The organism is uncultured Roseovarius sp. (genome assembly GCF_913057115.1).
In the GTDB taxonomy this organism is placed as follows: Bacteria; Pseudomonadota; Alphaproteobacteria; order Rhodobacterales; family Rhodobacteraceae; genus Roseovarius.
The window spans coordinates 83,554-105,058 of sequence record NZ_CAJXNN010000006.1 but is presented as its reverse complement, the minus strand read 5'-3'; the positions used below and the strand labels follow the sequence as shown (position 1 = coordinate 105,058).

Here is a 21,505-nt window from a genome sequence, read left to right as displayed (position 1 = left end):
CTGGATGCGGAGATGACATGGCATGACGCCGCGATGACGCGCTTTGGCCAGTGGTGGACGCGGACCAAGCGGGCGGGTCATGCCTTTGCCGAGGGCGCGGCCTTGCATGGGGCGCCGCCGGAGCGGCATTGGGTGCGCGAGACGCGGCGGGCGCTCTTGTGGGGGGCGGTCTTGCCCTTGGTGATTTTGGGCGCGCTTTTGGTGTCGCCTTGGTTGGTGCTTTTGTTGGCGCTGGCCTATCCGGTGCAGGTTGTGCGGCTGGGCCTGCGCGATGGGGATTGGGCGCGGGCGGTGTTTACCGTGCTGGGCAAGTTTGCCGAGGCGCAGGGCGCGCTGGGCTATTACCTGTCGCGTTTGCGGGGCCGCAAGCCGGGGCTTGTGGAATACAAGTGATCAGGCGCGGTTCCGCCGGGCCTCAAGCATCCGGCCGGGGAGTATGGCCAGGCATTTGAGGTAGCGCGGGCCAAGGCGCAGGGGGCTGGAAAGCGCGCGCCAGAACCATTCCAGTTTCAATTTGCGCACCCAGCGGGGGGCGCGGCGTTGGTCGCCTGCGATGAAATCGAGGCCTGCTCCGATGGAGGCAAAGCCGGTGTTTGGCGCGAGGTCTCGCGCACGGGCGGCAAGGGTTTCCTGCTTCGGGGCGCCGAGGGCGAGGAAGCAAAGGGCGACGCCTTGGGATTGCAGATCGGCGCATATTTTCGCAGCGGCCTCGCCTGCCGGGTCAAAGCCCATGGGCGGCGCGTGGGTATAGGCCACGGTGAGGCCGGGGATTTGCGCCATGAGGGTTTGCGCGGCTTTGGTCAGCGTGTCTTGGGTGCTGCCGACGAACCCCACGGGGCGGCCGGTTTCGGCGGCCAGTTTGCAAAGCGGGACGATGAGTTCGGAGCCGGGCATGAGTTCCACGGGTTGGCGGGCGATGCGCGACAGCGTGACGATGGGCCAGCCATCGGCGACGACCATATCCTGCGCCGCGTAGGCGGTGGTGAAGGCCGGAGAGGCGTTCATCTTGACGATATGGTCTAGGTTGATGGTGGCCAGCGCGAAGCCTTCGCGGGCCTCGAGTTTTTGGCGGATGTCGGACATTAGCCCGGCACGGCTGGGCCGGTTGACAGAAATGACCTGATCGCGGAAGGCGAATTGCACTGGGTTTACTCCGATACCACGTGGCCCCCAAGGTCAGGTTTTAGGGGCAAACCCGCGCCAAGGCCAGAGGGCGTTGCAGGCAGGCCATTGCCGAAAGCGAAACGGTCTATCCCGCAACGAGAGGGGCGACGGGGGCGCGGCGGGGTGGTATTGTGCCGCCCCAAGAGGCCCGCGCAGGACGCTGAAACACCGATATGCCCAATCCAATCGCCTATTTTGCCTTGATGCTTTGGCCGCTGGTCAGTGTGGTGCTGTTCAGGCGGTTGCCGCCGGAGCGCGCGGTGATCTGGACCATTCTAGGGGCGTATCTGGTCTTGCCGCCGATTGCGGAGTTCGACCTGCCCTTGGTGCCGGATATGGACAAATTCTCGATTGCGAGCATTTGCGCCTTTGCATGTGCGCTGTTCATCCTGAAGGACAGGGTGCGATTGTTGCCAAGGTCCATGATCGCGATCCTTCTGGCGCTGGGCTATCTATTGGTTGCGATTCCGACGGTTCTGACCAACCGTGAGCCTATCGTGTTCGAGGTTTTGGCCGGGGCCGACCCCATACGGTTCGAGACATGGAGCCTGCCGGGGTTGCGATTGATCGATATGGCCTCGGTGCTGTCAAATCAGGTGATTGTCTTGCTGCCGTTCCTGTTGGGCCGGCATTACTTGGGCACGGACAAGGGGTTGCGGGAACTGACTCTGGCGATTGCGATTGGCGGGTTGGCCTATTCCATACCCGCGCTGTTCGAGATCCGGTTCAGCCCGCAATTGAACACTTGGATTTACGGATTTTTCCAACACAGTTTCGCGCAGATGATGCGCGATGGGGGCTTTCGGCCCATCGTTTTCTTCCCGCATGCCCTGTGGCTGGCGCTATTCATGGTCACGGCGCTGGTGTCGGCGGTGGCCTTGGCTCGCAATACCGAAGGACAGGAGCAGCGGCGGTGGATGGTGGCGGTGGTGTACCTGTTGATCGTGCTCTACCTGTGCAAAAGTCTTGCCTCGCAGCTTTATGCGCTGGGCCTTGTGCCGGTGGTTTTTCTGGCGCCGCATCGCTGGCAGGCGCTTTTGGCAGTGGTCTTGGCGATGATCGCGATTTCCTGGCCGATGCTGCGCAATCTGGGGCTTATCCCGCTGGAGGCAATCCTTGCGCAGGCCGAGGCGATCAGCCCGGACCGGGCGCATTCGCTAGGCTATCGCTTCGACAATGAAAACGCGCTCTTGCAGCGCGCGCATGAAAAAGACCTGTTCGGCTGGGGCGGATGGGGGCGCAACCTTGTGCGGCATGGCGAGACCGGTGAGATTCTGTCGATCCCGGATGGACGGTGGATTTTGACCTTTGGCACCTTCGGCTGGGTTGGGTATCTGTGCGAAATGGGGTTGCTGGCCTTTCCGATGCTGCTGCTGTTCTTGCAGATCGGCAAGGCAGGGCGGAGCCTGTCGCCCTTTGCCACACCGATGGCCCTTATTCTGGGGGCGACGATGGTGGATATGCTGCTGAACGATACGCTGGTGCCGATTATGTGGTTGGTGGCTGGGGCCGTGCTTGGCTATGCCGAGACCCTGCGGTTCGGACCGGAAAAGGCCCCGCGCCCCTTGTTTGGCGATGGGCCAGTGATTGGCAGGCCGCGTCGTGAGGCTAGGCAGCGCACCCTACTGTAGCAGCGATTCTATGGATTTGGACCGGGCCGGGTTTTCAATTGTGGCAGATTGTTCACTATCGTGGAACAATTCCCTATATTGAAGCGAAGTTGTCGCGCTCAACTTGAGGTGCAACTCAAGGTAGAAAAATAAAAATATCGAAAAATCAATAAGATAAGGGAAGGGCTTGCGTGTAAATTCGCCTCGCCGCTATGGGAATGGCATCGCGTTATATATAGTGGCGTGGGGGCATTTGCAGGTCTAATGACATGTCGAATGCGTGTAACGAGTGGGTGAAAGCCGAGCAAATGCAGTCGGGGGATGACGACCCCATTGCGATTGTCGGGATGGCGGTCGATCTGCCTGGGGCGCCCACGGCGAACCATTTCTGGGAGAACCTTCGCAACGGGGTCGAGTCGATCGAGCCGTTGGATGAAGAGGCGTTGCTTGCCGCGGGCGAGTCGCCCGAGCGTATCTACCACAAGGATTACGTGGCTGCGGCGGCGCGCATGGCCGCTTTTGATGAGTTCGATGCGGAGTTCTTTGGCTTTTCCGCCAAGGAAGCGGCAATTCTAGACCCGCAGCACCGAAAGTTCATGGAAGTGACTTGGGGCGCTTTGGAAAACGCGGGGCACATGCCGGAGAGGTTCAAGGGTGATATTGGCGTTTATGCCGGCTGTGGCATGGGCAGCTATTTCTACTTCAACATCTGTTCCAATCCGGGCCTTTTGGATGATGTGGGCATGTTCCTGTTGCGCCATACCGGTAATGACAAGGATTTTCTGGCCACGCGGATCAGTCATATCCTCGACCTCAAGGGGCCGAGTATCAACATTCAGACGGCCTGTTCGACCTCGTTGGTGGCGGTGCATTATGCCTGTAATGCGCTGCGGCAGGGGGATTGCGATATGGCCCTTGCGGGTGGCGTGACCATCGAGTTGCCGCATGGCCGGGGATATGTGTTCAAGGAAAATGAGATCCTGTCGCCCGATGGGCATTGCCATGCCTTCGATCATCGCGCCAAGGGCACGGTTTTCGGCAGCGGCGCGGGCTGTGTCGCGCTGCGCCGGTTGAGCGATGCGGTGGCGGATGGCGATCATATCTGGGCGGTGATCCGGGGCTCTGCCGTCAATAACGACGGGGCGGACAAGGCCAGCTATCTGGCGCCTTCGGTGGATGGGCAGGCGGCAGCGGTGACGAAGGCCTTGGCGAATGCGGGCGTGTCGCCGGAGACCGTGGATTACGTGGAATGTCACGGGACGGGCACCTATCTGGGCGATCCGATTGAGGTGTCGGCTTTGACCGAAGCCTTTGGGCGTGGCACGGATTCGACGGGTTATTGCCGGATCGGGTCGGTCAAGACAAACATCGGCCATTTGGACACGGCGGCGGGGGTTGCCAGCCTGACTAAAGCGTCGCTGGCTTTGCATCACAAGCAGATGCCGCCAAGCCTTGGCTATGAAGCGCCGAACCCGGCGATTGATTTTGAGACCAGCCCTTTCAAGGTGAATGATACCTTGCGCGATTGGGACGGGCGGGGCAGCCCGCGCCGCGCCGGGGTGAATTCGCTGGGCGTTGGTGGCACGAACGCGCATGCCATTCTGGAAGAAGCGCCGGAGCGGGGGGCCTCGGAGGAGTCCGACTGGCCCTTCCATGTGCTGTGCTTGTCGGGGCGGAGCAAGGTGGCGTTGGAGGGCAATTCCAAGGCTTTGGCCGCGCATTTGCGGGCCAATCCGGAGTTGGATTTGGCCGATGTGGCCTGGACCCTGAAAGAGGGGCGGCGTGCCTTTGACAAGCGGCGGGTTCTGGTGGCCGAAACCGCGATTGAAGCGGCGGAATTGTTGGAGGCGGGCGACACCCGACGGGTGTTCACGCATGATGCCTTGGGCGCCGCGCCCGAAGTGGTTTTCATGTTCCCCGGTGGTGGTGCGCAATATGTCGATATGGCGCGCGATCTCTATGAGACAGAGCCGGTCTTTGCCGAATGGATGGACCGGGGGTTGGACCACCTTCAGGCGCAGTTGGACTATGACATTCGCGCGCTTTGGATGCCCGAGGCAGGTGAGGTTGACGCGGCGGTTGAGCGTTTGAAGCAGCCCTCTGTGCAGCTTCCGCTGATCATGATCGTGGAATATGCGTTGGCGCAATTGTGGATGTCGTGGGGGGTGAAGCCCACGGCATTGGTGGGCCATTCCATGGGGGAAAACACGGCGGCCTGTTTGGCCGGTGTGATGCGTTTCGAGGATTGTATTGATCTGGTCCTGCTGCGCGGGCGGCTGTTTGATACGGTGCCCAAGGGTGGGATGTTGAGCATTTCGTTGCCGGTGGCCGAGATCGAGGCGTTGGTGGGCGATGATCTGGATATCGCCAGTGTGAACGCGCCGGAATTGAGCGCGGTCTCGGGGCCGGATGGGGCGCTGGATGCCTTGGCTGAAAAGCTGGAGGCGATGGGGGCGGAATACAGCCGCGTGGCGATTGATATTGCCGCGCATTCGCGGATGCTGGACCCGATTTTGGAAAAGTTCCGTGGGTTTTTGGCGGGGCTTGAGTTGAGCGCGCCGAAAATTCCGGTGATGTCGAACCGCACGGGCGCGGTGTTGACGGCGGACGAGGCGGTAAGCCCCGATTATTGGACCGCGCAGTTGCGCAACCGGGTGGAATTTGCCGCCTGTGTAAGTGAATTGGCGCAAGTGCCGGGGCGCGTTTATTTGGAGGTTGGTCCGGGGAAGGCCCTGAGTTCCTTGGCGCAGATGTGCCCGGATGTGGCCCCGGCGCAGGTGCTAAGCAGCCTGCGGCACCCGGATCAGGACATGGCCGATGACGCTTATTTCCTATCGGTGATCGGGCGGCTTTGGGCCTGTGGTGTTGAGGCCGATTGGGGCCAGATTTGGGGGGAGGCCAAGCGGCGGCGACTGCCGTTGCCGGGCTATGCCTTCCAGCGGAAGCGGTATTTCATTGAGCCGGGAACAGCGGCGGTGGCCGAGGCCGCGCCCCGCGCCTTGATGCGGCAGGAGGATATGGCCGACTGGGGCTGGCGGGCCAAGTGGTTGCCGCGCTTTGCCGCGTCGGACCTGGTGGCGGAGGCCGATTTGGCCGATTTGCCGGTGCAACGCTGGCTGATGTTCATGGATGACGCAGGGCTTGCCGAGGCCAGTGCCGCGCGGTTGGAAGATGTGGGCCACACGGTGGTGCGCGTGCTGTCGGGCGATACCACGCAGGCGCTTGGGCCGGGGCGCTATAGCCTTGCGCCGGAAATGGGGCGCGCGGGCTATGACAGCCTCTTTGCCATGCTGGACGAGGCCGGGGAGATGCCGGAACGCATCGGGCATTTCTGGCTGGTGACACAGGGTGAGTCATTCCGCCCCGGCAGCAGTTTCTTTGATCGTAACATGGAGCATGGGGTCTTTAGCCTGACACATCTGGCGCAGGTTCTGGGCGAGCGGGATTTGGACAGCCCGGTGCATATTAGTGTCTTCACAAACGGGGCCGAACAGCTTTCCGATGAGGCATTGCCGTATCCGGAAAAAGCCATCGTTGCGGCTTCGGCGGGGGTGATCCCGCGCGAGGTGCCGGGGCTAAGCGTGGGGGTCATGGATATTGCCCTGCCTGCGCCGCGCGAGGTGAAGGGCGGGTTGTTCCGCAAGCCCGAGGCGGTGTTTGAGCTGCCTGAGAGTTTGGTGGACCAAGTGATGGAAGAGATCACCGCGACGCCGGGCAACTGGCAGGCGGTGCTGCGCGGGGCGAAGCGGTTTGAGAAAAGCTATGCGCCGGTTGATTTGGCCGAGGTGGGCGAGGCCCCGGTTTGGCGCGAGGGCGGGACATACCTGATCACCGGCGGGTTTGGCGGAATCGGTCAGACCGTGGCGCGTGATCTGCTGCAAAACCATTATGCCAACGTGGCGCTTTTGTCGCGTGGCGGGGTGCCTGCGCGCGACGAGTGGGAGGCTTACCTGATGGCGCATGCCAGCCATGACGCCACGGCCAAGCGCATCCGCGCGCTGCAAGAGCTGGAAGGTTTGGGCGGCAAGGTGATTGCCGTTGCGGGCGATATTGCCAATGCGCAGGACATGGCGCGGGTGAAGGCCGAGGTCGAGGGGCGCTTTGGCCCGGTGACGGGTGTTATTCACGCCGCCGGTGTCATCAATGATGGCCCGCTTCTGGCCAAGCGCGAGGCGGAGATGGACGCGGTCTTCGCGCCCAAGATCACCGGGACGCGGGTGTTGGAGGGCTTGTTCCCCGACGGTAGCCTTGAGGTGTTGGTGCTGTTTGCCTCGTCCAGTACGGTGACGCGGCCGGCGGGGCAGGTGGATTATGCCGCCGCCAATGAGTTTCTTAACGCTTATGCCAAGGCGCGCAAGGGCGATGCGACCAAGGTGATCGCCGTCAACTGGGGCGTTTGGGCCGAGGTGGGCATGGCCGCCGATGCCATGGCGGCGCGGACCGGTGAGACCCAAGAGGCGTGGCGCGATGTGGATCAGCCCTTGTTGGATGAGGCCGAGGGTGGCGCGCGCTTCCGCACCACGTTTAGTACTGAGCGCCATTGGGTGATCGACGGGCACCGGACGAAGGCAGGCGATGCCCTGTTGCCCGGCACCGGGTTTATCGAATTGGTGGCCGAGGCCATGGCCGCGCGCGGCCAGAGTGCGCCGTTTGAGATCAGCGATCTGCACTTCCTGCGGGCCTTTGACGTGGCCGAGGGGCAGGCCCGTGCGCTTGAGGTGCGTATGGATGGGCCGGACGTGGAATTGCGCGGGGCTGTGACGGTTGAGGGCCGTGAGGGCACGGTTTTGAATGCGCTGGCCAATGTGAGGCCGCTGTCGGGGACGGTGTCGAAATGGATTGATATTTCGGCGGTCGAAAAACGCTGTGCCGCGCCGCGCCGGGCCGAGGCGGGGGGCCGTTTGCAGGCCCCGCAAGAGCGGCATTTGCAGTTTGGGGAGCGTTGGCATGTGCTGCGCGAGATGGTTTTGGGCCAAGCGGAAGGCTTGGCGCGGTTGAGCCTGCCTGAGGGGTGCAAGGGCGATCTGGAGGCGGGGTATATCCTGCATCCCGGTTTGTTGGACCCTGCGACCGGCTGGGCGATGGAACTGATCCCTGGATATCAGGGCAATCACCTTTGGGTGCCTTTGTCTTATGGCGCGGTGCGGGTGTTGCGCCCGTTGCCGGGTGAGGTTGTCAGCTGGGTGCGCTTGGGTGAGGCCCAAGGCGAGAGCGCCAGCTTTGACATTTCGCTGTGTGATGCGCGCGGCAAGGTTTGTGTGGAGATCGAGAATTTCCGGATGACCCGTCTGGCCAGTGCCGAAGGCTTTGGCAAGCCCGCGCCGATTGCGCCTGCGGAAGTGGAATTTGCGGGCGGTGGTACGGCGGTGCCGCTGTCGGCGGATGAAGAGCGGTTGTTGCACAACATCGCCCAAGGCATTCGCCCCGATGAGGGGGCGGAGGCCCTGCGCCGTGCGATGGCATCGGGCCTGTCGCAGGTTGTGGTCAGTTCGCTGGACCTTGAGGCAATGCTCGCACAGGCCGAGGTGAGCGAGGTTGCCGAAAGCGGCGAAAGCCAGAGCTTTGAGCGGCCCGATCTGGATGGTGATTTTCTTGCTCCGCGCAATGCCATTGAGGAGGCTTTGGCCAAGCAGTGGGAGAAACTGTTGGGTGTCAGCCCGGTTGGGGTCGAGGACAGTTTCTTTGACCTAGGCGGGCATTCCCTGATTGCGGTGCGGTTGTTTGCGTCGATCAAGAAAGAGTTTGGGGTGGAGTTCCCGATCTCGGTTCTGTTCGAGGCGCCGACCATTGCGACGATTGCCGCGCGAATCGAGGCCCAGACCGGGCCGGTGGCGACACCCGAGGAGGGGGAGGCCAAAGCCGCGCCGGTGCAGGCGCAGAGCTTCACGCATCTTGTCGCGCTCAACAAAGGGGATGCGACGCGCAAACCGCCTTTGTTCATCGTGGCGGGCATGTTCGGCAATGTGTTGAACCTGCGGCATCTGGCGCAGCAATTGGGCGAGGATCAGCCCGTTTACGGCGTGCAGGCCAAGGGCCTTGTGGGCGATGACGCGCCACATACCCGGGTTGAAGAGGCCGCCGCCGATTATCTGGCGGAGATCCGTCAGGTGCAGCCCGACGGCCCATATCTGTTTGGCGGGTTCTCGGGCGGGGGGATCACCGCCTATGAGATGGCGCAGCAGGTCAAGGCCGAGGGCGGCGAGGTGGCCTTGCTGACCATGTTGGACACGCCCTTGCCCGTGCGGCCCAGCCTGTCGCGCCGTGACAAGGCGCTGATCAAGCTGGCCGAGATCAAGCGCAAGGGGCCGGGGTATTTCAAGGAATGGGCCTTGAACCGGCTGGAGTGGGAAGTTCGCAAACGTCAGGCTAAGGGCGATGATGCGCAGGGCTTTAACAACCACAAGATCGAGGCAGCCTTCCGCGAGGCGGTGGCGCAATATGACCTCAAGCCGTGGGATGGGCCGCTTTTGTTGTTCCGTCCGCCGTTGGACACGCATTGGAAGGTCTCAAACGGCAATTATGTCAGTGCGGCGCGCGAATATGTGTTCCACGACAACCAGTGGACTGAATGGGCGCCCAAGGTGCGGGTGATCGAAGTGTCAGGCGATCACGACAGCATGGTGCTTGACCCTAATGTTGCGGCCTTGGCCAGATACCTGACCGCCGAAATTTCCCGGGTCACCGATGACGGGGCGCAAGGCGCAACGGTGTCGGAATGGGGCAATGTGACCGCAGCGGAGTAAAAAGTGACCAAGCCAAGCATCCTCACCGTGATCCTGAATTATCGCACACCTGACCTGACGGTGCGGGCGGCCGAGGCTGCGGTGCGCGAGATGCGCGGATTGGGGGGTGAGGTCGTCATCGTCGACAATGCCTCGGGCGATGGGTCTTTCGATGTGATCCGGAACAAGGCCGAGTCCGAAGGCTGGACGCAGGATGGGTTTTTGCGCGTGGTGCAGAGCCCGGAAAACGGCGGTTTCGGGGCGGGCAATAATATTGGCATGCGGTTGGGGATGTCCTCGGGCGCGGTGCCGGATTTTTTCTATATCCTGAACTCTGACGCGTGGCCCGATCCGGGCGCGGTGGACAGACTGCTGGATGTGATGAAGGACGAGCCGCGCGCCGGTTTGGTGGGCAGCTATATCAAGGGCACCGATGACGCGCCGCATTGCACGGTCTTCCGCTTCCCGTCGGCCAGTGGCGAGTTCGAAGGCGCGGCGCGCACCGGGTTGATTACCAAGCTGTTCAAATCCTCGGTGGTGCCGATGGAGATCCCCATGCAGACCACCCAAGTGGATTGGGTCGCCGGGGCCTCGGTTCTGATGCGGCGCGAGATGCTGGATGAAATCGGCCTCTTTGATGAGACGTTTTTCCTGTACTACGAGGAAACCGAGCTGTGCCGCCGGGCGGCGCGCGCCGGCTGGCAGACGTTTTACGTGCCGGCCAGCGAGGTGGCGCATGTCGGGTCGGCCTCGACCGCGATGAAGGACTGGGCGCGCACGCCGCGCTATTGGTTCGAGTCGCGGTTTTACTATTTCACCAAGGTGCATGGGCGCGCCTATGCCATCTGGGCCACGCTGGCGCGACTGGCGGGCTGTGGCATCTATGGATTGCGGCGGATGCTGACCGGCAAGCCGCAGCGCGATCCGCCCGGGTTTGCCCGTGATCTTCTTTCCCATTTCCTGGCCGCAATGGTTTCGCGCGGCCCATCCCGGCGCGATGTTTCCTTGGCCCGGCCCATGACGGAGGACAGCAAATGACCTCATTTTCCACGCTTTTGATCGGTGACGAATCCCTTTTGGTGGGATGTGGGGATCACCTGCTTGAAAAGGGCCATGGCATTACGGCGGTTGTGACGCGCGATGCAGGTGTTCGGGACTGGGCCGAGGGCAAGGGCATTGCCGTGATCGAGGCCATGGACGATGTGACTGGCGCGGTGGCCCCGGGATCGGTGGATTGGCTTTTGAGCATTGCCAACCTTCGGGTCATTCCGCAGGCGGTTTTGGACCTGCCCGCAAAGGGCGCTGTGAACTTTCACGACGGGCCTTTGCCGCGCTATGCGGGGTTGAATACGCCGGTTTGGGCGATCCTGATCGGGGAACCCGAGCATGGCATCACGTGGCACATGATCGAAGGCGGGATCGACGAGGGCGATATTCTTGAGCAGCGCATGGTGCCGGTTGCCGAGGATGACACGGCCTTTAGCCTGAACTCCAAGTGTTATGCAGCGGCGATGGACAGTTTCCCGGCGCTGGTGGCGCAGTTGGAAAGCGGCGATTTGCAGCGGCAGGCGCAAGACCTGTCGCAGCGGAGTTATTATGCCCTGAACGCCCGGCCCGCAGCGGGGGCGCATCTGGATTTCAGCAGGTCAGCGGCGGACCTTGCGCGCATGGTGCGGGCCTTGGATTTCGGCGGCTATCGCAACCCGGTGGCGACGCCCAAGGTGACGCTGGCCCAGAAATTGCTGAGCGTGGGTGCGGCGGAGGCGGAAAGCACCGTCAGCACCGCCGAGCCGGGCACGGTTTTGGAGGTCATGTCGGACCGGTTGCGCGTGGCGACGGGTGCGGGGGTCGTGGTCTTGCGCGACTTGCGAACGACCAAGGGACAGGCGATTGACCCGGCCCGATTGGTGAATGCGGGCGACGTTTTGCAGATGCCGGATACGGCGGGCTTTGACGCGGCGGCCAAGCGCGCGGCGGAGGCCGAGGCGGGGTGGATCACCGCGCTGACCGCAATGCAGGCGGCGGACCTGCCTTTGGCGCAAGGCTCGGATGATGGCGCGGATTGGCAGAGTGTTGAGATGCCTGCCGTGGCTGGTTTGGATGAGGCCGGGATCGCGGCGGCGGCACTGGCGTGGTGCCGGCTGAGTTGCGGCGACCGGGCGGCGATGCTGGCCTATACGGATGCAGGATTGGACGAGGCGGCGCAGGCCGCGCCGGGGTTCTTGGCACATTGGGTGCCTTTGGGGGCCGATGAGGGTGAAGCGGCAAGCCTTAGCGCGATGCGCGTGGCCTTGGGCAGCCAGATTGCCCGCGCGGCGGGCAAGGGCGGGTTTGCCGCCGATCTCGCGCTGCGCCTGACCGAGTTGGATGGGCTGCGCGTGCCGCAGATGGCCCTGCACATGGGGCAGGATGCGCCGGTTGCAGAAAGCGTTGTGACGCTGGCCGTGGCGGGCGGCGAGATGCGCCTGCATTACGATGCTGCGCGTCTGTCGCCCGAAGCGGTGGACCTTTTGGCCGTGCGGCTGAAGCTGGCGCTTGAGGGCTGTGCCGGGGCGGGTGAGGCGGACAGTTTTGCCGACTTGGCCCCTTTGCCGGAAGGCGAGGCGCGGCAGGTGACCGATGGCTGGAACGATACGGCTGTCGATCTGGATGGGCCGATGACCATTCACGCCGGGTTCGAGGCGCAGGTTGCAAAAACGCCCGAGGCTGTGGCGCTGGCCTTCGAGGATCAAGAACTGAGCTATGCCGCTTTGAACGGGCAGGCCAATGCCATGGCGCAGGTGTTGCGCGATGCGGGCGTCGCCCCCGGCAGCCATGTGGGCCTTTGCGTGCATCGCGGGCCGGAATTGTTGATTGGTGCGCTGGCGATCCTGAAGGCGGGTGGGGCCTATGTGCCGCTTGATCCGGCCTATCCGGCGGATCGCTTGGCGCATTACGTGACCGACAGTCAGGCCTCTGTGGTGCTGACGCAGGAGGGGCTGCGCGGCGCGTTGCCGGACACGGGCGCCAAGGTTGTGACCTTCGAGGCGCATCCGGAGGTGGCCGAAGGACTGGCCGATAATGTGGATGGTGGCGCGGGGGCCGGTGATCTGGCCTATGTGATTTATACCTCCGGTTCCACCGGGACGCCCAAGGGCGTGATGGTGGAACACGGCAATGTCGCCAATTTCTTTACCGGCATGGATGCCGCCGTTGACCATGAAAACGGTGGTGTCTGGATGGCGGTGACAAGCCTTGCCTTCGATATCTCGGTGTTGGAACTGTTCTATACGTTGGCGCGTGGTTTCAAACTGGTTCTGGTCAGTGACGAGGGCCGCGCGGCGGTGTCGAATGGTGCGATCAGCGGGTCGGGCCGGAGGGCGGATTTCAGCCTCTATTACTGGAGCAATGATTGCGAGGCCGGGCGCGGCAAGTATGAATTGCTGCTGGAGGGCGCGAAGTTTGCCGATGCCAATGGCTTTGACGCGCTTTGGACGCCCGAGCGGCATTTCCATGCCTTTGGTGGCCCATACCCCAACCCGGCGGTGACCGGGGCGGCGGTGGCGGCCATTACCCAGAACATTCAGGTGCGCGCGGGCAGTTGTGTGGCCCCGCTGCACCATCCCGCGCGGATTGCCGAGGAGTGGTCGGTGATCGACAACCTGACCAATGGTGGGGCGGGGCTTGCCATGGCCTCGGGCTGGCATCCGAATGACTTTGTGCTGCGCCCCGAAAACACACCGCCCAAGAATAAGGACGGCATGTTTGAGACCATCGACCAAGTGCGCCGTTTGTGGCGTGGTGAGGCGGTGGATTTCCCCAATGACAAGGGTGAGATGCTGCCGGTGCTGACGCAGCCGCGCCCGGTGAGCAAGGAAATCCCTATTTGGGTGACCACGGCGGGCAACCCCGAAACATGGCGCGAGGCCGGGCGGATCGGGGCCAATGTCCTGACCCACCTTTTGGGGCAAAGCATTGACGAGGTGGGCGAGAAGATCACGCTTTACCACGATGCCCTGCGCGAGAGCGGCTTTGACCCGGATGATTTCACCGTGACGGTGATGTTGCACACTCTGATTGGCGAAGACCGCGAGGCGGTGCGTGAGATCGCCAAGGGGCCGTTGCAGGACTATCTGCGCAGTGCGGCTGGGTTGATAAAGCAGTATGCTTGGGCCTTCCCGGCGTTCAAAAAGCCCAAGGGTGTCGACAACCCGTTCCAGCTTGACCTGTCGGCGCTGGATGAGGAGGCGATGGAGGCAATCCTTGAGTTCGCCTTTGACCGGTATTTTAACGATTCCGGCCTGTTTGGCACGGTCGAGGATGGGATTGCCCGGGTTGAGCAACTCAAACAGATCGGAGTGGGTGAGATCGCCTGCCTGATCGACTACGGCATTGATAATGCACATGTTCTGGAAGGGTTGACCCATCTGGCGAAGGTGCGCGAGCGGTCGAACGAGGCGGCGGAATTGGCCGCTGACGACTTCTCGATCGCGGCGCAGATCATGCGCCATGACGTGACCCACATGCAGTGTACGCCCAGCATGGCGCGGATGCTGACCATGAACGACGAGGCGCGGTTGGCGCTGGGCCGGGTGAAGCACCTGTACCTTGGCGGTGAGGCGCTTCCCGGTGGCTTGGTGGAGGATTTGCGGCGCTGCACGCGGGCGCAGATCACCAATATGTATGGGCCGACGGAAACGACGATCTGGTCGGCGGTGCAGAAGGTGGATGGCTCGGTCAGTGGTGCGGGCGCTGTGGCGATCGGTAAGCCTATCGCCAATACAAACGTTTATGTGCTCAACGATGCCGGGCAGCCCTGCCCGGTGGGTGTGCCGGGGGAGTTGTTGATCGGTGGCAAGGGGGTTGCGCGTGGCTATTGGCAGCGCGAGGACCTGACCGAAGAACGTTTTGTGCCCGATCATATCGCGGGCCATGGTCGGATGTATCACACCGGCGATTTGGTAGCGTGGAGTGCCGAGGGGCGGTTGACCTTCCTTGGCCGCAGCGATCATCAGGTGAAAATCCGCGGTCAGCGGATTGAGCTTGGCGAGATCGAAGCGCGGCTTGGCAGCCATCCGGCGGTGCGTGAAGCGGTTGTCATTGCCCGCGAGGGTGCGGGCAATGTGCCGGAATTGGCGGGTTATATCACCGCCAATGCCAGCGTGAGCGAAGAGGCGCTGCGCGCGCATTTGTCAGAGGCTTTGCCCGAGGTGATGGTGCCACGCCATGTTGTGACGCTGGAGCGCTTCCCGCTGACGCCGAACAAGAAGATTGACCGCAAGGCACTGCCAGCACCGCAGGCCAAAGCGACGGTCGAGGTGTTGGCCGAGGCCCCCGCCAAGGGCGGCAGCGCCGAGACCATCGCGCGCATCTGGGCGCGGGTCTTGGGCCTGCAACACGTGCAGGGCAGCGACAGTTTCTTTGAGCTGGGCGGTCATTCGCTCTTGGCGGTGCAGGCGCACCGGGAAATCCGCAGCGAGTTGGAGGTGGCCAAGCTGGCGATCACCGATATCTTCCGCTTCCCTGTGTTGAATGCGCTGGCGGCGCATGTGGATCGGTTGTTGGGTGCAACGCCTGATCCCACGCCCGAGCCCGTGGCCGAGGATGCGCCGGATGTCAGCGAGACCATGTCACGGCGGCGGGCGATGCGGGCCAATCGGGGGCGGCGCGCGGGATGAATACCTTGGCCGACATATTTGCCGAAGACACCATTGAGGCCATGGCGCGGGATCTTTTTCCCGAGGATGTGGCTGTGGGCTTTGCCTTTCCATGGGGCGCGCCCGAGGGGCTTTTGCCAGGTGAAGCGGCGGGCCATGGGCGTCCCACGGAAAAGCGTTTGGCCGAGTTTGCCGCAGGTCGCCGCGCCGCGCATCAGGCGATGGAGCGGGCGGGCCTGCCGGTGCGGGCGGTGGCCCATGGCCCGGATCGTGCGCCGGTTTGGCCGCGTGGTTTGGTGGGCAGCATTTCGCATACCGATACCCATTGTCTGGCCGTGGTGGCCGAGGGCGCGCGCTATGCTGCGCTGGGCCTAGATCTTGAGGAAGACAAGGATTTGCCCGCCGATTTGATCGAGGTGGTCTGCACCCCGGCCGAGCGCGGCTGGCTATCGGTGCAGTCGGGCGACGTGCGTGGACGTTTGGCGCGGTTGATTTTTTCGGCCAAGGAATGTGCCTATAAGGCGCAATATGCTGTGACCCGTCAATTGATCGGCTTTGAGGCTTTCGAGATCACCCCGGACCTTGAGACCGGGCAGTTCGAGGCGACCTTTACCCAAGATGTCTTGCCCTTCACGCGCGGGGCGTGTTTGAATGGGCAGTTTCGATTTGATGGCGGTGTGATCGTGACCGGCATGGCATTGCCGGGCGAGGGTGCCGCGCGCTAGGTTTCACAAACGGGTTGAGCAGGGATTCATGGCATGGCTGGATGGCGGCGCAGGCTTCTTTTGATACCGATTGCGGTCTTGGCGGCAGTGCCTTTCCTGCGCGATTGGTTTGGGCCATCAAAGCCTGATCCTGACGCTGTGAAAGCCGCCTATGCCGCGCCCCTTGCCCCACCAGAGGGCGCATTGCGCGTGTATCACCTTGGGCATTCTCTGGTCGGGCGGGACATGCCCGCGATGCTGGCGCAATTGGCCGGGGAGGGGCATGGATATGAGCAGCAGCTTGGCTGGGGTACGTCGCTCAAGCATCATTGGGAGGAGGATCTGCCGATCAATGGGTTCGAGCGCGAGAACGACCACCCCCGCTATCGTGATGCGAAAGAGGCCTTGGGATCCGGCGACTATGACGCGGTGGTGCTGACCGAGATGGTCGAGATTCGCGATGCGATCAAATACCACGACAGCGGGGTTTATTTGCCGAAATGGGCGGAACTTGCGCGTCAGGGCAACCCGAAGGCGCGGGTGTACGTTTATGAAACATGGCATCCGCTGGATGATCCCGACGGCTGGCTTGAACGACTGGATGCGGATTTGACCCGCTATTGGGAGGACGGCGTTTTGCTGCCTGATCTGGCGGTGAATAGCCCCGACAGCCCGGTGTGGGTGATCCCGGCGGGGCAGGTCATGGCGTGGTTCGTGCGCGAGGTTGAGGCGCGGGGCGGTGTTGGGAATATCCGCACCCGCGAGGACCTTTTCGCGCGGGGCGAAGATGGCGGCCTTGATCAGATCCATATCAACGATCTGGGGGCTTATCTGGTGGCGCTGACCCATTATGCGGTGCTGTACCACCGCTCGCCCACGGGGTTGCCCCATGAGTTGCGCCTTGCCGATGGTAGCGCGGCCAAGGCCCCGGATGCTGAGGCGGCGGCCCTGATGCAGCGGATCGTGTGGGATGTCGTGACAAGCTATCCCAAAACGGGGGTGGCGCCATGAACCTTGGTGCGATCCTTTTGTCGGTGCTGTTGGTGGGCCATAGCCTGTTTGGCCAGACCGGCCCGCGCATGTTGGAGCAGTTGTTGCAGGCCGGGGGGCATACACCTGAGGTCTCGGCGCAGGTCATCAATGGCGCGCCCTTGCGGTACAACTGGGACAACGGGGAAGAGGCCAAGGGTGACAATGCGCGTGAGGTTTTGGCGCAGGGCGCTGTGAATGCGGTGATCCTGACCGAAGCGATCCCGCTTGCCGATCAGATCAAGTGGAACGATAGCGCCGGATTTGCGGGGAAGTTTCATGGCTTGGCGGTTGAGGGGAACCCACAGGCACAGGTGTTCTTGCAAGAGACATGGCCGCATGGCGCACCGGGTGCGGAGTGGCGCGCGGCGATTGCTGCACAGGCCGGGGATTGGCAGGGCATTGTTGAGGATGTGAATGCCGCCCGGCCCGAGGGCAGCCCCAAGATGCGCCTTTTGCCAGCGGGGCAGGCGATGCTAACCCTGCACGCGGCGATCGAGGCCGGGCAGGTGACGGGGCTTGATGGGCTGGCCCCGCTTTTCGATGACGATATTCATTTAAGCGATCTGGGGCATTATTACGTGGCGCTGGTGCAATACGGCTTTCTTACCGGGCAAAGCCCCGAGGGCCTGCCGCATCGCCTGACCAATCCTTGGGGGAAGGCCTATGACGCGCCACCCGAGGAATTGGCGGCCGAGTTGCAGGTAGTGGCGGCGCGGGTGGCTGGTGGCAATGCACCAGCACAGACAAGCCCAAAGGTTGAAAAGGCGCCTGCGCCGGAGGCCAAGGGCAATGTCGGGATCGGTCTGGCAGCGGTCAATGATTGGTCGGTGCAGCAGCCCTTCTTGGATGTGATGAAAACCGCGCGCCCTTGGATCGTGCATAAGCCCGGCCAGTGGGGTGGCGCGGGGCATGCAGAGCTGGTCGAGGGTGATTATCTCGATGACGATGGATGGCCCAAACGATTGCCGCGCGAGTTGGGCACGCTGGGCACCGTCATCCTGACCGATTTACCGCAGGAGGCGGGCTATACCGCCGGGCGCTATCGGCTGGCCTTTGAAGGGCAGGGGATTGTCGAGGTTGGGGGCCGCGCCCGCAACATTCGCTACGGCGATGGCGAGGTACGGTTTGATTTCACGCCCGGTGAGGGGCTGGTGGATATTCGGATTCAACGCAGCGACCCCGACGATCCGGTGCGCGAGATAACCGTGGTGAAGGAAGAGCATATCGCGCGGTTTGAAGCCGGTGAGGTCTTTAACCCGCTTTGGTTGGAGCATTTGCAGGGGTTCAAACTGCTGCGCTTCATGGATTGGATGGAGACCAATAATTCGGAGATTTCGCGGTGGTCGGAGCGACCCGAGCCCGGCGACTATAGCTATGCCCTGAAGGGTGTGCCGTTAGAGATCATGCTACGGCTGGCGCGGGAGGTGGGGGCCGATGCATGGCTGAACATTCCGCACCAGGCCGATGATGAGTTCGTGCGGGCTTTTGCCGGGATGGTGCGCGAGGGGTTGCACGAAGAGCGCACAGTCTATGCCGAGTATTCCAACGAGGTTTGGAATTTTGCCTTTGAACAGGCGCGTTGGGCCGCTCGACAGGGCAAGCAACGTTGGAGCGTCGAGGACGCGGGCGCGCAGTTCTATGGCATGCGCGCGGCGCAGGTGGCGGGGATCTGGTCCGATGTCTGGGGCGAAGGCGGGCCGGAACTGATCAACGTGATTTCCAGTCAGACAGGCTGGCTGGGACTTGAGGAGTTGGTGTTCGAGGCCCCGCTTTGGATGGCCGAACCCGAGAGCGACGGGGTGCCGCCCTGGATCGCCTTCGATGCTTACGCGGTCACGGGCTATTTCGGTGGTATCCTCGGGACCGAGGCGCGGGCCGAGTTGGTGGCAGGCTGGCTTGAGGAAAGCCGGGCCGCGGCCGAGGCCGAGGGGCGCAAGACCGGCCTCACCGGTGAGGCGCTTGCAGCCCATGTGCAAGAGCATCAGTTTGATCTGGCACTGCGTAAGGCGGGCGAGGAATTGCAGGCGGGGGCCTTGAGTGGCGATGCCGTCGATACGGTCGCAGACCTTACGGGGCGTGTGCTGCCCTATCACGCCGAGGTGGCGCAGGCGCATGGGTTGGAACTGGTGATGTATGAAGGCGGGAGCCATGTGGTGGGCATCGGCGGGGCGGTGGACAATGAGGAGCTGACCGCGTTTTTCCACGCGTTAAATTATTCGCCGCAGATGGCCGTCCTCTATGAGCAGCTTTTTGCAGGGTGGCGTGACCTGACCGGCGGCGTGTTTACCGCCTATGCGGATGTCTACGCGCCCACGAAATGGGGAAGCTGGGGGCATTTGCGCCATCTGGATGATGAAAACCCGCGGTGGGCGGCCCTGCGCGGGGCGTTGCTTTGCGAGGTGGGTTGTGAGTAAGCCCTTGGTCTCGGTCATTATCCCGGCTCATGACGAGGCAAGCTATATAGGCAATTGCCTGAGAGCGCTTTTGGCCTCAACCCCCGGGACCTATCGGGCCGAGGTGGTGGTGGTGGCCAATGCCTGCACCGATAGCACCGTCATGGTCGCGCAAGGCTTTGCCGAGGCGGCGCGTGCCCAAGGCTGGGCATTTGCGGTGATCGAGACTGAAGCGCCGGGTAAGTTGAATGCCTTGAACCTTGGTGAGACAAAAGCCAAGGGCGATGTTCTGGTTTATCTGGATGCTGATGTGATCGTCAGCCGCCCTTTGCTTGGACAGTTGGCCGAGGCCTTGAAGGGGCAAGTGCCGCGCTATGCTTCCGGGCGGCCCGAGGTTGCACAGGCGCAAAGTGGTTTTACCCGGGCCTATGCGCGGATTTGGCAACGCCTGCCCTTTGTGACGCAGGGTGTACCTGGGTTCGGCGTTTTTGCCATGAACATGGCAGGTCGTGCGCGTTGGGGGGCTTGGCCGGAGATTATCTCCGACGATACGTTTGCACGCCTGCATTTCGCGCCCGAGGAGCGCGAGCTTGTTTCGGCGCGCTACAGCTGGCCCATGGTGGAGGGCTTCATCAATCTGGTCAAGGTGCGCAAGAGGCAGGATGATGGTGTGGATGAGATCGCCGCCTGTTATCCCGAGCTTCTGAAGAACGACGAGATCAAGCCGCCGAATACGCTTGAAGTATTGCGTTTTGGGTTTTCTGACCCGCTTGGCCTTGTATCGTATTTGATGGTGAAACTGGCGGTGAAGTCGGGGCTTGTGGAGTCAACGTCGGCTTGGGCACGGGGGCGTTAGCCCTTTGCCCGTGCGAAATGCCCGGCAAGTTTTGCCGCTTCCTTTTCCACGTCGTGACGGTCCAGTGCACGCGCGCGGCCGGCATTGCCCATCCGGGTCAGGGTCTCGGCATCGCATTTGGCCAAGTCATCAACCGCTTGCGCCACGGCCTTGGCATCGCCCGCCGGGACAAGCCAGCCTGTTATGCCCGGTTGCACGAGTTCGGGAATGCCCGCGATATAAGTAGCGATCACGGGTCGGCCCGCGGCCAAGGCTTCCATGATGACCATGGGCAGGCCTTCGGCGAAACTGGGCATGACGAGCGCCTGTGCGCGGGCAAGTTCAGCGCGTACCTCTTCCTCGGAAAGCCAGCCGGTGAGGGTTATGTTGCCCTCTAGCCCGTGTGATTTGATCGTTGCCTCGATCTCGGGGCGCATTTCGCCGTCGCCTACAAGCGACAGCTGCGCATCGGGGTGTTGGGCCACGATCTGTGCCATGGCCTCAACCAGTACCAGTTGCCCCTTTTGTTCGGAAAACCGCCCGATTGCGACAAGGCGCGGCGCGCCTTCGGTCACGGGATCGGGTGTGGGGAACTTGGCCGGGTCGATGCCGCAATGCACCACCTTGAGACGTGGCCAATGTGCATGATCCACCCAGCGGTACAGTTGGCTTCGGCCAAAGCTACTGATGGCGACGGTAAAGGCGGCATTGGCCATTTTATCGCCCAAGGATAGCGCACCGGGGGCGTCGAATTCTTCCGGCCCATGCACCGTGAAGCTATAGCTTGGTCCACCCATGGCATGGGTCAGCATTGCGACAGTGGCCGAGTTGGTGCCGAAATGGGAATGTATATGGGAGACGCCTGCCCTCGAGCAGTAATCGGCGATATAACAGGCCTCGGCGAAATAGATCAGGTGGCGCATTCGGCCCGACGGATTGCGCTTGCCTGCACGCATGGCCATACGCAGGGCGCTCAACCAGCCCCCGGGGGTCTTGAGCAATCGCGAAAGAACGGCACCGAGAAGGGCGGCGCCGCCCTTTTCGAGGACGTATTCGGTTTGCGCCTCTTCCTCGGAATCCTGTGCATCGACAAGCGGCATCGTCGGGCGCCGCATGGCGAGGCGTAGAATTGGCGTGCCCTGTGCCTCCAGTGCGCGGACCTCACGGCGGATGAAGCTGTGCGAAGGCTGTGGATAGGTATTGAGGACATAAGCGATGGTCACGAGGGCATTCCGCCTTGGAAAACTGCTTGTCAGTCTTTCCTAGCGGCTAATTGTCATGTGGGAAAGGCGCAGTATTCAAGAGGCCGAGACAGTGTGGCGACGCGGGCAATATTGTCTCTGTCAGGTGGCAAAAACGCTTGGAAAACCTTGGTTTCATTGACCGTTGGGCGAGCGGGGCGTACCTTG

At 62.5% G+C, this 21,505-nt stretch carries 10 protein-coding genes and 1 pseudogene; 9 read left to right on the top strand and 2 right to left on the bottom strand.

What is annotated here, in order from left to right:
* Nucleotides 1-393: pseudogene (locus tag QZ498_RS04535) on the top strand (glycosyltransferase family 2 protein); the annotation flags it as partial.
* Here the strand turns inward: QZ498_RS04535 and QZ498_RS04530 are convergent.
* Nucleotides 394-1,083: a WecB/TagA/CpsF family glycosyltransferase gene (locus tag QZ498_RS04530; RefSeq protein WP_294620551.1), complete on the bottom strand. Its 690-nt coding sequence runs from the start codon at nucleotides 1,081-1,083 to the stop codon at nucleotides 394-396.
* A gap of 254 nt (nucleotides 1,084-1,337) precedes the next feature.
* Here QZ498_RS04530 and QZ498_RS04525 point away from each other — a divergent pair, with 254 nt between their 5' ends.
* From QZ498_RS04525 to QZ498_RS04490, 8 genes are all read left to right on the top strand, one after another.
* Nucleotides 1,338-2,795, top strand: a complete 1,458-nt coding sequence (locus QZ498_RS04525; protein WP_294620547.1) for a hypothetical protein — start codon at nucleotides 1,338-1,340, stop codon at nucleotides 2,793-2,795.
* Between the two features lie 248 nt (nucleotides 2,796-3,043).
* Nucleotides 3,044-9,517, top strand: coding sequence for a type I polyketide synthase (locus QZ498_RS04520; RefSeq protein ID WP_294620546.1), 6,474 nt, complete (start codon nucleotides 3,044-3,046; stop codon nucleotides 9,515-9,517).
* Nucleotides 9,518-9,520: 3 nt separating this feature from the next.
* On the top strand, nucleotides 9,521-10,534 hold the full coding sequence (locus tag QZ498_RS04515; RefSeq protein WP_294620545.1) for a glycosyltransferase family 2 protein: 1,014 nt from the start codon (nucleotides 9,521-9,523) through the stop codon (nucleotides 10,532-10,534).
* Nucleotides 10,531-15,153: a MupA/Atu3671 family FMN-dependent luciferase-like monooxygenase gene (locus QZ498_RS04510; protein WP_294620544.1), complete on the top strand. Its 4,623-nt coding sequence runs from the start codon at nucleotides 10,531-10,533 to the stop codon at nucleotides 15,151-15,153. The genes QZ498_RS04515 and QZ498_RS04510 overlap by 4 nt, the downstream gene beginning before the upstream one ends.
* Nucleotides 15,154-15,158: 5 nt before the next feature.
* On the top strand, nucleotides 15,159-15,857 hold the full coding sequence (locus QZ498_RS04505) for a 4'-phosphopantetheinyl transferase (protein WP_294620543.1): 699 nt from the start codon (nucleotides 15,159-15,161) through the stop codon (nucleotides 15,855-15,857).
* A gap of 33 nt (nucleotides 15,858-15,890) precedes the next feature.
* Nucleotides 15,891-16,847, top strand: a complete 957-nt coding sequence (locus QZ498_RS04500) for a hypothetical protein (RefSeq protein WP_294620542.1) — start codon at nucleotides 15,891-15,893, stop codon at nucleotides 16,845-16,847.
* A complete protein-coding gene (locus QZ498_RS04495) occupies nucleotides 16,844-19,282 on the top strand; it encodes a hypothetical protein (protein WP_294620541.1) in 2,439 nt (812 codons plus the stop codon). The genes QZ498_RS04500 and QZ498_RS04495 overlap by 4 nt, the downstream gene beginning before the upstream one ends.
* The gene (locus tag QZ498_RS04490) at nucleotides 19,275-20,117 is read left to right on the top strand and encodes a glycosyltransferase family 2 protein (protein WP_294620540.1); all 843 of its coding nucleotides are present in this window, start codon (nucleotides 19,275-19,277) and stop codon (nucleotides 20,115-20,117) included. The genes QZ498_RS04495 and QZ498_RS04490 overlap by 8 nt, the downstream gene beginning before the upstream one ends.
* Here the strand turns inward: QZ498_RS04490 and QZ498_RS04485 are convergent.
* Nucleotides 20,114-21,319, bottom strand: coding sequence for a glycosyltransferase family 4 protein (locus QZ498_RS04485; protein ID WP_294620539.1), 1,206 nt, complete (start codon nucleotides 21,317-21,319; stop codon nucleotides 20,114-20,116). The genes QZ498_RS04490 and QZ498_RS04485 overlap by 4 nt on opposite strands.
* Nucleotides 21,320-21,505: the final 186 nt, after the last annotated feature.